Raw genomic sequence first — 13,904 nt, forward strand, 5'->3', positions numbered from 1 at the left:
CAGCGTCCAACAGACGCCTTTTCCCGGATAACGCGAACCATGAATACGGCGGATGCCAAGCGCATTCTAGAAACCGCCTTGATCTGTTCGAGCCAGCCGCTGCCAGTGCGCGACATGCGCGTGCTGTTCGATGACGAGCTGGGCGTGGACACCATCAAGGTGCTGTTGCTTGAACTGCAGGAAGACTGGGCGCAACGCGGCCTCGAGCTGGTGAACGTCGCCAGCGGCTGGCGTTTTCAAAGCCGGCCCGAAATGCGCGACCACCTCGATCGCCTGCACCCCGAGAAACCGCCGCGCTACACGCGGGCCGCCCTCGAAACGCTGGCCATCATTGCCTATCGCCAGCCGGTCACGCGGGGCGACATGGAAGACATTCGCGGCGTCACCATCAATTCCCTCATCTTGAAGCAGCTGGAGGACCGCGGCTGGGTCGAGGTGATCGGCCACCGGGAAACCGTCGGCCGGCCAGCGCTTTACGCCACCACGCGGCAGTTTCTCGACGATCTCGGCCTGGGGTCCCTCGACCAGTTGCCGCTGATCGAGACGCCGGCCCAGCAGGCGGCATTGGTCGACGCGCTCGACCAAGCCTCCGGCAACCAGCCGGGGCTGCCGATGGACATCGCGAGCGAATCCGATGCCGACGCCTCCGCCGCAGCAGACGCGGCGTTGGAAGCGGAATTGACCCTGCCCGATGCCGGGAGCCCCGAGCCCACGGAAAACCCGGTGCAAGACGAGTTGCAGCCCGTCGAGGCGAACACCGAAGCAGTTGAGCCGGCCGAAGCGGCTGCGGCCGTCGAGGCGACTGAAGCCGCCGCAGCGCAGTTCGCTGAGGACGCGGCCTCTGCCGAAGAGCCGGCAGACGTTCCACCCCCACACGAAGCCGAGCCTCCTGTTGCGCTCGAGTCCGAAGTCCCGTCGCCCGACGAGACCGATCCCCACGCTGTTTCTCCCGGAAAAACCTCATGAGCCCCTCCGACACCGACGACGCGGCAATCGTGCCGGTCCAGCCCGAATCCGAAAAAAAAGAGCCGATCACGGAAGCGTCCGGCCCTTCTTCGGATGCCGATGCAGGCGCGTCCGCTTCAGCTGCCGGCGAGGGAGAGGCGCCCAAGAAAAAGCGTGCTCCGCGCCGCAAGAAGATCGTAGACCCGGCTGCAGAAGGCGAAGCCGCGGCGGTACCGGCGGAGAATTCCGCACCGGCAATCGAACCCGAACCCGCGGTTCAGGCGGCCCCTGCCACGGTGCCCGCGGCACCCGACGCTGTGTCCGCGAAGGCTGACGCTCCGGCCGCGCCTGCTGAACGCGAGGAACGCCGCGAGGAAGAGGGCGCTCGCAGCCAATACGACGACGAAGAAGAGGAAGAAGAGCCCGACGAGGAAGAGGACGACCTCGACCGCGCGCGCCGTGCCGCCGAGCGCGAGCAGCGCAATGCGCTGCCGCCCGAGCCGATCCGTTTCGCGGACGTCATTTCAGGCCAGTTCGACGCCGACGAAGAGAGCCCCGAAGTTCCACCGCTCAAGCGCGTATTGCTTCCGGAAGCTGATTCGCCCAAGCTGCACAAGGTGCTGGCGCAGGCCGGCCTCGGTTCGCGGCTCGAAATGGAAGCACTCATTCTTCAGGGCCGCATCTCGGTCAACAACGAGCCGGCCCACATCGGCCAACGCATTCAGTACGGCGACCAGGTCAAGATCAACGGCAAGCCCATCCGCTACCGCATCGCGCCGCCTCCGCCGCGCGTTATCGCTTACCACAAGCCCGTGGGTGAGGTGGTCACGCATGACGACCCGCAGAACCGGCCTACGGTGTTCCGCAAGCTGCCCCGCCTGCAGCAGGGTAAGTGGCAATCGGTCGGCCGGCTCGACTTGAATACCGAAGGCCTGCTGCTGTTCAGCAGCTCCGGCGACCTGGCCAACCAGTTGATGCACCCGCGCTTCGGCCTGGAGCGCGAATACGCCGTGCGGGTGCTGGGCGCTCTCAGCGCCGACGAAAAGAAAAAGCTGCTCGAAGGCGTGCGTCTCGACGATGGCATGGCCCAGTTCGGCACCATCGAAGAGGGCGGCGGCGAAGGCTCCAACTGCTGGTATCGCGTCACCATCTCCGAGGGGCGCAACCGCGAAGTGCGGCGCCTGTTCGAATCGGTCGGGCACGCGGTCAGCCGCCTTATCCGTATCCGCTACGGTGCCATGGTGCTCCCACGCGGATTGAAGCGCGGCGCCTGGATGGAACTCGACGAGCGCGACATCAGCGCGTTGTTCCAGGCCTCCGGCGGCGGTGCGCCGCGTCCGCAGCAACAGCAGCGCGGACCGGGTGGGCAAGATGGTGCCGGTGGCGGCCGCAACGGACGCAACAAAAAGCGCCGCGGCAATCGCAACGCCGGTGGCGGACAACCGCCGCGCGACATGCGTGAACCACGCGACGACGGCCGCGAGCCGCCCATTCCCAATCCGCTGGGCGACGGCCGTCCGCCGCGCGGCGATCGCGGGGGGCGCGGCAACCGGGGCGGCGGAGGCAATGCAGGCATGCCGCCGCAAGGGCGGCGTGGCAACAACAATAGCAACCGCGGCAACCGACAGGGCGAAGAGCGTCCGCCAAGCGGCGCGAACCAGCCCGATCCGATGAAGACCTCGCTTGGCTACATCGGCGCCGACAGCTTTTCACGCCAGCGCAAGGAGCAGCGCCAGGGCCCGGGCCGTCGCGGCGGTGGTCCTGCAGGCGGCGGCTTTGGCGGGCAGGGCGGTCCGGGCGGAAACCGGCGCCGCGGGCGCTGAAAGCCTGCTGTCCAGCGCAGCCTTTCGCGGGGTTTTCACCAACCCCGGGGGCTGCGCCGGTTAAAATCAGAGGCTTTGTCGATGAACGACGCAACATATTCGTTGCAGTTGTGACAAAACACTTCAAAATCAAAGCTCAGGAAGCACTTCAATGGCTATCGAACGTACCCTCTCCATCATCAAGCCCGACGCCGTCGCAAAGAACGTCATCGGCAAGATCGTTTCCCGCTTCGAAGCTGCCGGCCTCAAGGTTGTCGCCGCCAAGCTGGTGCATCTCTCGCGCAACGAAGCCGAGCAGTTCTACTCGGTCCACAAAGAGCGTCCTTTCTTCAAGGACCTGGTCGAGTTCATGATCTCCGGCCCTGTGTTCGTGCAAGTGCTCGAAGGCGAAAACGCCATCGCCAAGAACCGCGACCTGATGGGCGCCACGGACCCTAAGAAGGCCGCTCCCGGCACCATTCGCGCCGACTTTGCCGACAGCATCGACGCCAACGCCGTGCACGGTTCGGACGCTCCCGAAACGGCAGCGAACGAAGTGGCCTTCTTCTTCGCCGGCCTCAACGTCTACGCGCGCTGAAGCCTTATCCCGGCTGATTTCATGACCACGGCCAACCTGCTCGAATTCGATCTCGAGGGGCTGGCTGCGTTCTGCGAAAAGCTCGGCGAGAAGCGATTCCGCGCCACGCAGCTGTTTCGCTGGATCCACCAGCGTGGCGCCAGCGACTTCGCCCAGATGACCGATCTGGCCAAGTCGTTGCGCGAGAAGCTCGCCACCACCGCTCGCGTCGAGGCCCTGCCGGTTCTCACGCAGCACGAATCCAAAGACGGCACGATCAAGTGGCTGTTCGACGTCGGCGACGGCAATGCCGTTGAAGCCGTATTCATTCCTGAAGACGACCGCGGCACGCTGTGCGTGTCGTCTCAAGCCGGCTGCGCAGTGGGTTGCCGCTTTTGCTCCACGGGGCATCAGGGCTTCAGCCGCAACCTGAGCACGGGCGAAATCGTCGCCCAGCTATGGTTTGCCGAGCACTTCCTGCGCAAGCACCTGAAACGCGACGAGCGCGTCATTTCCAATGTGGTGATGATGGGCATGGGCGAGCCGCTGCAGAATTACTCGGCGCTGGTGCCTGCGCTGCGCACCATGCTCGACGACAACGCCTACGGGCTGTCGCGCCGCCGCGTGACCGTGTCGACCTCTGGCGTGGTGCCGATGATCGACCGCCTCGGTGCCGATTGCCCGGTGGCCATGGCCGTGTCCTTGCACGCACCCAACGATGCGCTGCGCGACGATCTCGTGCCGCTCAATCGCAAGTACCCCATCGCCGAACTGCTCGAGGCCTGCAAGCGCTACCTGGTGCATGCACCGCGCGATTTCATTACATTCGAATACTGCATGCTCGACGGCGTCAACGACCAGCCCGAGCATGCACGGCAGCTGGTGGAGCTTGTTCGCACCCACGGCGTCTCGTGCAAGTTCAACCTGATTCCGTTCAATCCGTTTCCGGCCTCGGGCCTTCTGCGTTCGCCGCAGCCGCGTGTGCTGGCGTTTGCCAAGACACTGAGCGAGGCCGGCCTTGTGACCACCGTGCGAAAAACGCGCGGCGACGACATCGATGCGGCCTGCGGACAGCTGGCCGGCGACGTCAAGGACCGCACCCGCGCGGCCGAACGCATGGCACAGCGCCGTGTAGTGTCGGAGCGACCCGTTGTTTTGCATCCGGTTCGCAAGACCGCCCCCCAGGAGCACTGATTCAATGAGCATGGCCTTTTCGATGACCGCCGCGAGCGCGCAGCGGCTGATGGCTGCAAGCTTTGCCGGTGTGGCCGTGGCGTTTCTGCTTGCGGGCTGCGTCAACACGCGGACCACCACCACCAGCCTGGCCGACACCAGCTCGGCCAAGGGCGCCGAGATCGTCACCGAGTCCGACGAAAGCAGCCGCCAGCGCCGCGCCCGTTTGCGCATGGAGCTCGCCGCAGGCTATTTCGAGCACGGCCAGAATACCGTTGCGCTGGACGAGATCAAGCAGGCGCTGGTTGCCGATCCCAACTACGCGGATGCCTATAGCCTGCGAGGCCTTGTCTACATGCGGCTTGAAGATGCCGGCATGGCGGAAGACAGCTTCCGCCGCGCGATTGCCATCAACCCGCGCGACGCCAACGTGCGGCACAACTACGGCTGGCTGCTGTGCCAGCAGAACCGCTACGGCGACGCGGCCCAGCAGTTTGCCGCTGCGCTCGCGGTGCCCAGCTACACCGACCGCTCCAAGACGCTCATGACGCAAGGCGTCTGCGAACTCAGGGCCGGGCAGCGCCTGGAAGCGGAGCGCAGCCTCATGCAGGCCTACGAGATCGATGCCGGCAATCCGGTGGTCGGATTCAACCTGGCCTCGCTGCTGGCGCAGCGCGAAGAATGGTCGCGCGCGCAGTTCTACATTCGCCGCGTCAACAACAGCCCCTCGGCCAGTGCCGAGACGCTTTGGCTCGGCATCAAGATCGAACGACGGCTCAACAACCGCGAGGCAGTTGCGCAGTTGGGAGGGCAACTGCAACGGCGCTTTCCGCAGTCCCGGGAGGCAACAGCGTACGAGCGCGGGAATTTCAATGACTGAACGGGTTTCGGAGTTCGGCACTTCCGCGGCGCTGCCGCTCGAGGAAGGCGACATCACGCACAAGACGGCCGGCGACATGCTTCGCGAGGCGCGCGAGGCTCATGGCCTGCATATCGAGATGGTGGCTGCGGCCCTGAAGGTGCCGCCGCAAAAGCTCATGGCGCTCGAGGCGGACGATATCGATTCGCTGCCCGACCCGGTCTTTGCGCGTGCCCTGGCAAGCAGCGTCTGCCGCGCATTGCGCATCGATGCCGCTCCGGTGCTGGCAAAGCTGCCGGGTGCACAGCGCGCACCATTGGCGGCGGCCGATCGCACGCTCAATAGCAACATCGTTTCCGGCACGCCGCGATGGAACGGCAGCCGCTCCAGCGCGCTCCCGTCGCGCGCGTTGCTGATCGTCGTCGCGCTGTTGCTGGTCGGCGCAGGTGTGCTGTTCTGGCTTCCCCAATCTGCCTTCGACCAGATCGGCTCTGCCGTTTCGCGATGGACCGCCCGCGGCGACGCCGACACGGGTTCGGTCGCCGAAGCGCCCGTGGCAGCATCGGGTCCGGGCGGGGCATCCGTTGTCGAGAGCACGCCGGTTTCGCCCGTGCCACCTGCGGCAGCGACTACAGCAACCGCAGCAACCGCAGCAACCGGAACGCCTGCCGCACCTGCGGCGCCGGGCGCGCCCCTCGCTACAGCCTTGCCTGCCGGCACCGCCGCGGCAACTGCTTCGACGCCTGCCGCTGCGGGTGGCCAGCCGCTCGTCCTTGTCGCGCGCGAAGACTGCTGGGTTACCGTTACCGAAGCAGGGGGCAAGCAACTGTTGCGCCGCATCGTGCAGGCCGGCGAAACCGTCGGGTTGTCTGGCGCTCTGCCGCTGTCTGTAGTGGTTGGGCGCGCATCGGCAGTCGATGTACAAGTGCGCGGAAAGCCCTACGATCTGAAGCCTGTCACGCGCGGTGGCGGCGTGGCGCGTTTCGAGGTGACATCTTGAGCGAATGCACTCCTCAACCCATTGAATCGGCAGCGCCCAAGGCGCGCCGCTCGCGCCAGGCACAAGTGGTCTGGGGCGCGCGCACGGTCACGGTCGGCGGCGACGCGCCGGTGCGGGTGCAGTCCATGACCAACACCGACACGGTCGACGCCATCGGCACGGCCATCCAGGTGAAGGAACTCGCCACGGCGGGTTCGGAAATGGTCCGCATCACCGTCAACACGCCGGAGGCGGCGGCCCAGGTGCCCTACATCCGCGAGCAGCTCGACCGCATGGGTGTCGATGTACCGCTGATCGGCGACTTTCACTACAACGGCCACCGCCTGCTCACCGACTATCCAGCCTGCGCCGAGGCGCTGAGCAAATACCGCATCAACCCCGGCAACGTGGGCAAAGGCGACAAGCGCGACCGTCAGTTCGGCCAGATGATCGATGCGGCCATGCGGTGGAACAAGCCCGTTCGCATCGGCGTCAACTGGGGCAGCCTCGATCAGGAGTTGCTTGCCAGCCTCATGGACATCAACAGCCAGCGTGCCGAACCCTGGGACGCGAAGCAGGTGATGTACGAGGCGCTGATCACCTCGGCCATCGAGTCCGCCAAGCTGGCCGAGTCGATGGGCATGGCCGGCAATCAGGTCATCCTTTCGTGCAAGGTGAGCGGTGTGCAAGACCTCATCTCGGTGTACCGCGAACTTGCCCGCCGCTGCGAATATCCGCTGCACCTGGGGCTTACCGAAGCGGGCATGGGCACCAAGGGCACGGTGGCTTCGGCTACGGCGCTTTCCATCCTGCTGCAAGAGGGCATCGGCGACACCATCCGCGTGTCGCTCACACCCCAGCCGGGCGAATCGCGCACGCAAGAAGTGCTGATTGCCAACGAAATCCTGCAAGCGCTGGGCCTGCGGGTGTTCGTGCCAAGCGTCACGGCCTGCCCGGGCTGCGGCCGCACCACGAGCACCACCTTCCAGGAACTCGCCAAGCAGATCGACGACTACCTGCGCATGCAGATGCCGGTGTGGCGCACCAAATACCCCGGGGTCGAAACGATGAAGGTGGCCGTCATGGGCTGCATCGTGAACGGCCCCGGCGAGAGCAAGCACGCAGACATCGGCATCAGCCTGCCCGGCACCGGCGAAGCGCCCGCCGCACCCGTCTTCATCGATGGCGAAAAGGCGCTTACCCTGCGCGGCGACAATATCGCCAACGAGTTCCATCAGCTCGTCGAAAACTACATCGAAAAGCGCTTTGGCGGCAAACACGCCGCCCTGGCCTGACACCTGCGCAGACTCATGGCTGAAAAACTGAATGCCGTCAAAGGCATGAACGACATATTGCCGCCCGAATCGGCGCGCTGGGAGTGGCTGGAGGCCACCGTGCGCGACCTGATGGGCCGCTTTGCATACCGCAACGTGCGCACGCCGATCCTGGAGCGCACGGCCCTGTTCGTGCGCGGCATCGGCGAGGTCACCGACATCGTCGAGAAGGAGATGTACTCCTTTGAAGATCGCGCGGACAAGCACGGCAAGTTCGAACATCTGACGATGCGCCCCGAGAACACGGCCGGCCTGGTGCGGGCGGTGATCGAGCACAACATGCTGTACGAAGGCCCCAAGCGGCTCTGGTACACCGGGCCGATGTTCCGCCGCGAGAACGTGCAGCGCGGGCGGTTCCGCCAGTTCCACCAAATCGGCGCGGAAGCCCTGGGCTTTGCAGGCCCCGACGTCGATGCGGAGCTGATACTGCTGGCCAACGCGCTGTGGAAGGCCATTGGCTTGACCGACGTGCGGCTCGAACTCAACAGCCTGGGCCAACCCTCCGAGCGCGCGCTGCACCGCGCCCAGCTCATTGCCCACTTCGAGAAGCACGCCGACAAGCTCGACGAGGACGGCAAGCGCCGCCTGCACAGCAATCCGCTGCGCATTCTGGACACCAAGAATCCGGCGATGAAGGACGTGGTCGAATCGGCGCCGAAGCTGATCGACTTTCTAGGGCCTGAATCGCTTGCGCACTTCGAGGGGCTGCAAGCCATCCTCAAGGCTAACGACGTCGCATTCACGATCAACCCGCGTCTGGTGCGCGGGCTCGACTATTACAACCTCAGCGTGTTCGAGTTCGTGACCGACAGGCTTGGTTCGCAGGGGACGGTGTGCGCCGGCGGCCGCTACGACGACCTGATTGCGCAAATCGGCGGCAAGCCGGCGCCGGCCGTGGGATGGGCGATGGGCATCGAACGCGTGCTCGATCTGCTGAAGGAGCAGGGCGCCGAGGTTTCCACGCCCGCACCCAATGCCTATGCCGTGGTACCTGATGCTGCATCGATGCCTGTGGTGTTGCGTACCCTGCAGCAGTTGCGCGAGTCGGGTGTCAGCGTCCAGATGCATGCGGCCACAGCCGAGGGCCTCAGCAGCTTCAAGGCGCAGATGAAGAAAGCCGATGCCAGCGGCGCCACCTACGCTCTGATCTTCGGCGCCGATGAACTTGCGCGCGGCGAAGTGACTCTCAAGTCTCTGCGCGACGGCAGCGGTGCGCAAAGCGCCCGCAGTCTTGCCGAGGTGGCCACCTGGGCCGCCACCCTACAATCGCCGGCTCCCAACACCTGACACGCATGGCAACCCATCTCGATCTCGACGAACAGGAACAGCTCGACCAGCTCAAGCATTTCTGGAACACCTACGGCACCCTGATCACCTGGGTGGTATTGCTCGTGGCCGGTGCTTTCGTGGCCTGGAACGGCTGGCAATATTTCCAGCGCAACAAGGCGGCGCAAGCCGCCGCGCTTTACGACGAGGTCGAGCGCAGCGCGCAGTCCGGCGACGTGGAGCGCATCCAGCGCGTGCTGGGCGACATGAAAGAGCGCTTTGCCAAGACTGCCTATGCGCAGCAGGCCGGCCTTCTTGCGGCCAAGGCGTTGTACGAAAAGGGCAATGTCGATGGTTCGCGCGCGGCCCTCGGCTGGGTTGCCGAAAGTGCCGTCGATCCGGGCTACAAGGCGGTTGCCAAGCTCCGGCTGGCCGCCGAACTGCTCGACGGCAAGTCGTACGACGAAGCGCTCAAGCAACTCTCTGGCGACGTGCCCAAGGAGTTCGAGCCACTCGTGGCCGATCGCAAGGGCGACATCTACATGGCCCAGGGCAAGCGCAACGAAGCGCAGGCCGAATACCGAAAGGCCTGGACCGGCCTTGGCCCGACATCGGACTATCGTCGCCTGGTCGAATTCAAGCTCAATGCCTCAGGCGTCGATCCGAAGAGCCTGGCACCTGTGATCACGGTCACGCCGGCAGCCCCCCAAAAATCCTGATCGCAATATGAATTCCAAGCGTTTCATGCCTGAGTCGTCTGTCCTGCGCGCGGGTTCGGCCATTGTCTTGGTCGCCATGCTGGCCGCCTGCTCCGGCACCAGCAAGCCCAAGCCTGCCGAACTGCCCGCAAACCCCGCCCTGTTCGGCGTGCGCCAGGCCTGGAGCGTGCGCATTCCGGCCGTAAGCTTCCCGCTCGCAGCCGATGTTAGCGGCGACATCGTGACCGTGGCAGGTGCCGACGGCACCGTGGTTGCCATCGATGCCCGTGCCGGCCGCGAAACCTGGCGCGGCAACGTCGGCGCCAAGCTTGCGGCAGGCGTCGGCAGCGACGGTTCGCTGGCCGCGGTCGTCACCACCGACAACGAACTGGTTGCCATCGAGGGCGGCAAGGTCCTGTGGAAGCAGCGCCTGTCTGCGCAGGCCTTTACCGCGCCGCTGGTGGCTGGCCGGCGTGTCTTTGTGCAAACGGCCGACCGCAGCATCAGCGCCTGGGACGGCCAAAGCGGCCGTCGCCTTTGGCTGCAGCAGCGCACCGCCGAAAACCTCGTGCTGAGAAAGTCGGGCGTGCTGATTGCGGTGGGCGACACCCTGGTTTCTGGCATTGGCGGGCGTCTGGTCGGCATGAATCCTGGCAATGGCACCTCGCGCTGGGAGGCTCCAATTGCCGCACCGCGCGGCACCAACGACGTGGAGCGCCTGGTCGACCTGACTGGCAGCGTGAGCCGCGTCGGCGACACCGTCTGCGCCCGCGCTTACTACGCCAATGTCGGATGCGTCGACACCGCGCGAGGCCAACTGTTGTGGACCAAGCCGGCATCGGGCGCCGAGGGCGTGAGCGGCGACGAAAACTTTGTGTACGGCACCGAGTCCGACGGCAGCGTCACAGCTTGGCGCCGTGCCGACGGCGAGCGCGCATGGCAATCGACCCGCTTCAAGAACCGCGTTCTCACCGGCCCGCTGGCTGTGGGGCGTTCGCTGGTCATCGGCGAAAGCACCGGAACGCTGCACTTCGTCTCGCGTGAAGACGGCGCGCTGCTCAATCGCGTCACGCCTGATGGCTCCGCCATTGGCGTTACCCCGGTCATGGCCGGCAATACAGTTGTGGTCGTAACGGCCAACGGCGGTGTGTTTGGCTATCGCCCTGAATAACTTTCTCGAAGGCCCGCCCATGAAAACCGCGCCAATGAAAGGCCGGCCATGAAGCCGGTCGTGGCCCTGGTCGGGCGTCCCAACGTCGGCAAGTCGACCCTTTTCAACCGCCTGACACAGACGCGCGACGCCATCGTTGCCGACTTTGCAGGGCTCACGCGCGACCGCCACTACGGCAACGGCCGCCTGGGCAAGCACGAGTTCATCGTGATCGACACCGGCGGCTTCGAGCCCGATGCCGGTAGCGGCATCTACAAGGAAATGGCCAAGCAGACGCGGCAGGCCGTGGCCGAGGCTGATGTGGTGATCTTCGTGGTTGACGCGCGCGAAGGCCTTTCGGCGCAAGACCACGACATTGCCAACGAACTGCGCAGGCTTGGCAAACCATGCGTGCTGGCGGCCAACAAGGCCGAGGGCATGCATGACGGCACCAAGCTCGTCGACTTTTATGAGCTTGGCTTTGGCGACGTGCACGGTGTTTCCGCGGCGCACGGGCAGGGCATGCGCGATCTGGTCGAACTGGCACTCGCGCCCCTGAACCTTCCGGACCCGGACGACGAAGCAGACGAAGACGACGTCAACAAGCCCATCAAGCTTGCCGTGGCCGGACGGCCTAACGTGGGCAAGTCGACGCTCATCAATACCTGGCTCGGCGAAGAGCGGTTGGTGGCATTCGACATGCCCGGTACCACGCGCGATGCCATTTCGGTACCTTTCGAGCGCAACGGCCAGCGCTTCGAGCTGATCGACACGGCTGGCCTGCGCCGCAAGGGCAAGGTATTCGAAGCCATCGAGAAGTTCTCGGTGGTCAAGACGCTGCAGGCCATCGAGTCGGCGAATGTCGTGCTGCTGCTGCTCGATGCCACGCAAGGCGTGACCGACCAGGACGCGCACATTGCCGGCTACATCCTCGAAAGCGGGCGGGCGGTGGTAATTGCCATCAACAAGTGGGACGCGGTCGACAGCTACCAGCGCGAGCAGATCCAGCGCCAGATCGAAACCCGGCTGCCGTTCCTCAAGTTCGCCTCGCTGCATTTCATCTCGGCCATCAAACGCCAGGGCCTCGGGCCCGTGTGGCAGGCGATCGCGCAGGCCCACAAGTCGGCCACCCGCAAGATGTCTACGCCTGTGCTGACGCGGCTGCTGCTCGAGGCAGTGCAGTTCCAGTCACCCAAGCGCGCGGGCATGTTCCGACCCAAGCTGCGCTATGCGCACCAGGGCGGCATGAATCCGCCGGTGATCATCATCCACGGCAATTCGCTGGAGCACGTCACCGAGGCATACAAGCGCTTTCTCGAAGGGCGCTTCCGCAAGGAATTCGACCTGGTGGGCACGCCCTTGCGGATCCAGTTCAAAAGCTCGCAGAATCCTTTCGCCGACAAGGACGACTGACCGGGCTTGGCTACCGATGGCAGCCAATGAGCTGCGGCTGCAACGGAAGTTCCGTGTTTTGAGAGACGTTATTTTTCAAAGGCTTTTGACCCCGCCTGCTGCGGCGCAGAAACCCTGTGTTAAGGTCATCTCTCCAACAACTACTCTTGAACACGGAGAATATCGTGAGCAATAAAGGGCAACTTCTACAAGACCCGTTTCTGAACACCCTGCGTCGCGAGCATGTGCCGGTCTCCATTTATCTGGTGAACGGTATCAAGCTGCAGGGCCAGATCGAGTCTTTCGACCAGTACGTCGTGTTGCTTCGCAACACGGTGACACAAATGGTCTACAAGCACGCCATTTCCACTATCGTGCCGGGTCGTGCCGTCAACTTCTCGGCTGCCGAGAACGACGACGCCGCAGCCTGATCGCGCGGAGCGCGGCGGTAACCACCGCCGCGCTTTTTCCATATTTGATCCCGCTTGTCTGAATTGAACTCCCGCCAGGAAGGCGCCGCCGTTCTCGTTGGCGTCGATTTCGGGCTGCCCCATTTCGACAGCGAACTCGAGGAACTCGGCCTGCTTGCGCAGACCGCGGGCCTCGCGCCTGTCGCACGCCTCGTCTGCAAGCGCAAGGCGCCCGATGCGGCGCTCTTCGTAGGCAGCGGCAAAGCTGACGAAATCAAGGAATTGGCTGCAATGCACCAAGCCAGCGAGGTCATCTTCGACCAATCGCTGAGCCCCGCGCAGCAGCGCAATCTCGAGCGCCAGCTCGACGTGGCGGTCTACGACCGCACCTTTCTCATTCTCGAAATTTTCGCGCAGCGCGCCCGCTCGCATGAGGGCAAGCTGCAGGTTGAGCTTGCGCGGCTGCAGTACCTCAGCACGCGCCTGGTTCGCCGGTGGTCCCACCTCGAGCGCCAGACCGGCGGCGCCGGTGTGCGAGGCGGCCCCGGCGAGAAGCAGATCGAACTCGACCGACGCATGATCGGCGAATCGATCAAGCGTACCCGGGAGCGCCTGGCCAAGGTGCAGAAGCAGCGCGGAACCCAACGCCGCCAGCGCGAGCGCCGGGACACCTTCAACATCTCGCTCGTCGGCTACACCAACGCAGGCAAGTCTTCGCTGTTCAACGCACTGGTAAAGGCCCGCGCCTATGCGGCCGACCAGCTTTTTGCAACGCTCGACACCACCACACGCAACCTGTACCTGGGCGACGCCCGACGGCAAGTCTCCATTTCGGACACCGTCGGCTTCATTCGCGACCTGCCCCACGGCCTGGTCGACGCGTTCAAGGCCACCCTGCAAGAGGCGGTCGATGCCGACTTGCTGCTGCACGTGGTGGATGCCTCCAACCCGCATTTCCCCGAGCAGATGGCCGAGGTGCAATCGGTCCTTCGCGACATCGGCGCCGACACTGTTCCGCAGCTTCTGGTGTTCAACAAGCTCGACGCCCTTGAAACTGCACAGCATCCGCTGCATCTGCAGGACGAGATGGAAATTGACGGCGTGCAGGTTCCGCGTATCTTCCTGAGCGCGCGGAGCGGCGAGGGCGTGCCCCTGCTGCGAGCCGAGCTGGCCCGCCGGTCGGGTTCTGTGGGCGATACGATGACCCCAGAGGCCGACACTGAATTGCACGATACCGCCAATTGATTGGGCACAATCCCGCCACTGACAAGAGAACGAAGCGAATGAATGCAAAGCCAGCGTGGAGAGGGTTTCTGGGC

At 64.8% G+C, this 13,904-nt stretch carries 13 protein-coding genes; all 13 read left to right on the forward strand.

What is annotated here, in order from left to right:
- Positions 1-39 precede the first annotated feature (39 nt).
- Entirely contained in the window at positions 40-966 is a 927-nt protein-coding gene (scpB, locus tag J2X67_RS21970; protein ID WP_309956609.1) for an SMC-Scp complex subunit ScpB, read from the forward strand.
- Positions 963-2,768 carry a pseudouridine synthase gene (locus J2X67_RS21975; protein ID WP_309956464.1) on the forward strand — a complete coding sequence of 602 codons (1,806 nt, stop codon included), beginning with the start codon at positions 963-965 and terminating at the stop codon, positions 2,766-2,768. Before scpB ends, J2X67_RS21975 begins: the two co-directional genes overlap by 4 nt.
- Positions 2,769-2,919: 151 nt before the next feature.
- Positions 2,920-3,345, forward strand: coding sequence for a nucleoside-diphosphate kinase (gene ndk, locus J2X67_RS21980; RefSeq protein WP_126747279.1), 426 nt, complete (start codon positions 2,920-2,922; stop codon positions 3,343-3,345).
- Positions 3,346-3,366: 21 nt separating this feature from the next.
- Positions 3,367-4,518, forward strand: a complete 1,152-nt coding sequence (gene rlmN / locus J2X67_RS21985) for a 23S rRNA (adenine(2503)-C(2))-methyltransferase RlmN (RefSeq protein ID WP_309956466.1) — start codon at positions 3,367-3,369, stop codon at positions 4,516-4,518.
- A gap of 4 nt (positions 4,519-4,522) precedes the next feature.
- A complete protein-coding gene (pilW, locus tag J2X67_RS21990) occupies positions 4,523-5,377 on the forward strand; it encodes a type IV pilus biogenesis/stability protein PilW (protein WP_309956468.1) in 855 nt (284 codons plus the stop codon).
- On the forward strand, positions 5,370-6,356 hold the full coding sequence (locus J2X67_RS21995) for a helix-turn-helix domain-containing protein (RefSeq protein WP_309956470.1): 987 nt from the start codon (positions 5,370-5,372) through the stop codon (positions 6,354-6,356). Before pilW ends, J2X67_RS21995 begins: the two co-directional genes overlap by 8 nt.
- Positions 6,353-7,630 (forward strand): flavodoxin-dependent (E)-4-hydroxy-3-methylbut-2-enyl-diphosphate synthase, encoded by a 1,278-nt coding sequence (gene ispG / locus J2X67_RS22000; protein WP_309956472.1) that lies wholly within the window; start codon positions 6,353-6,355, stop codon positions 7,628-7,630. The genes J2X67_RS21995 and ispG overlap by 4 nt, the downstream gene beginning before the upstream one ends.
- Before the next feature lie 15 nt (positions 7,631-7,645).
- Positions 7,646-8,956 carry a histidine--tRNA ligase gene (gene hisS / locus J2X67_RS22005; protein WP_309956474.1) on the forward strand — a complete coding sequence of 437 codons (1,311 nt, stop codon included), beginning with the start codon at positions 7,646-7,648 and terminating at the stop codon, positions 8,954-8,956.
- A gap of 5 nt (positions 8,957-8,961) precedes the next feature.
- A complete protein-coding gene (locus J2X67_RS22010) occupies positions 8,962-9,654 on the forward strand; it encodes a tetratricopeptide repeat protein (protein ID WP_309956476.1) in 693 nt (230 codons plus the stop codon).
- A 7-nt stretch (positions 9,655-9,661) separates the two neighbouring features.
- On the forward strand, positions 9,662-10,804 hold the full coding sequence (gene bamB, locus J2X67_RS22015) for an outer membrane protein assembly factor BamB (RefSeq protein WP_309956478.1): 1,143 nt from the start codon (positions 9,662-9,664) through the stop codon (positions 10,802-10,804).
- 48 nt (positions 10,805-10,852) lie between these two features.
- Positions 10,853-12,196, forward strand: a complete 1,344-nt coding sequence (gene der / locus J2X67_RS22020; RefSeq protein WP_309956480.1) for a ribosome biogenesis GTPase Der — start codon at positions 10,853-10,855, stop codon at positions 12,194-12,196.
- Between the two features lie 164 nt (positions 12,197-12,360).
- Complete coding sequence (gene hfq / locus J2X67_RS22025) at positions 12,361-12,606, forward strand: RNA chaperone Hfq (RefSeq protein WP_012747311.1); 246 nt, start codon at positions 12,361-12,363, stop codon at positions 12,604-12,606.
- A 54-nt stretch (positions 12,607-12,660) separates the two neighbouring features.
- A complete protein-coding gene (gene hflX, locus J2X67_RS22030; RefSeq protein ID WP_309956482.1) occupies positions 12,661-13,830 on the forward strand; it encodes a GTPase HflX in 1,170 nt (389 codons plus the stop codon).
- The last annotated feature ends 74 nt before the right edge of the window (positions 13,831-13,904 follow it).

It is taken from the genome of Variovorax sp. 3319, assembly GCF_031456585.1.
In the GTDB taxonomy this organism is placed as follows: domain Bacteria; phylum Pseudomonadota; class Gammaproteobacteria; order Burkholderiales; family Burkholderiaceae_C; genus Variovorax; species Variovorax paradoxus_P.

Bases quoted from the DNA above. Each gene is read 5' to 3' on its own strand.
- J2X67_RS21975 (WP_309956464.1), top strand. From the start codon at position 963: ATGAGCCCCTCCGACACCGACGACGCGGCAATCGTGCCGGTCCAGCCC.
- bamB (WP_309956478.1), top strand. From the start codon at position 9,662: ATGAATTCCAAGCGTTTCATGCCTGAGTCGTCTGTCCTGCGCGCGGGT.
- rlmN (WP_309956466.1), top strand. From the start codon at position 3,367: ATGACCACGGCCAACCTGCTCGAATTCGATCTCGAGGGGCTGGCTGCG.
- J2X67_RS21995 (WP_309956470.1), top strand. From the start codon at position 5,370: ATGACTGAACGGGTTTCGGAGTTCGGCACTTCCGCGGCGCTGCCGCTC.
- der (WP_309956480.1), top strand. From the start codon at position 10,853: ATGAAGCCGGTCGTGGCCCTGGTCGGGCGTCCCAACGTCGGCAAGTCG.
- scpB (WP_309956609.1), top strand. From the start codon at position 40: ATGAATACGGCGGATGCCAAGCGCATTCTAGAAACCGCCTTGATCTGT.
- J2X67_RS22010 (WP_309956476.1), top strand. From the start codon at position 8,962: ATGGCAACCCATCTCGATCTCGACGAACAGGAACAGCTCGACCAGCTC.
- pilW (WP_309956468.1), top strand. From the start codon at position 4,523: ATGAGCATGGCCTTTTCGATGACCGCCGCGAGCGCGCAGCGGCTGATG.
- ndk (WP_126747279.1), top strand. From the start codon at position 2,920: ATGGCTATCGAACGTACCCTCTCCATCATCAAGCCCGACGCCGTCGCA.
- hisS (WP_309956474.1), top strand. From the start codon at position 7,646: ATGGCTGAAAAACTGAATGCCGTCAAAGGCATGAACGACATATTGCCG.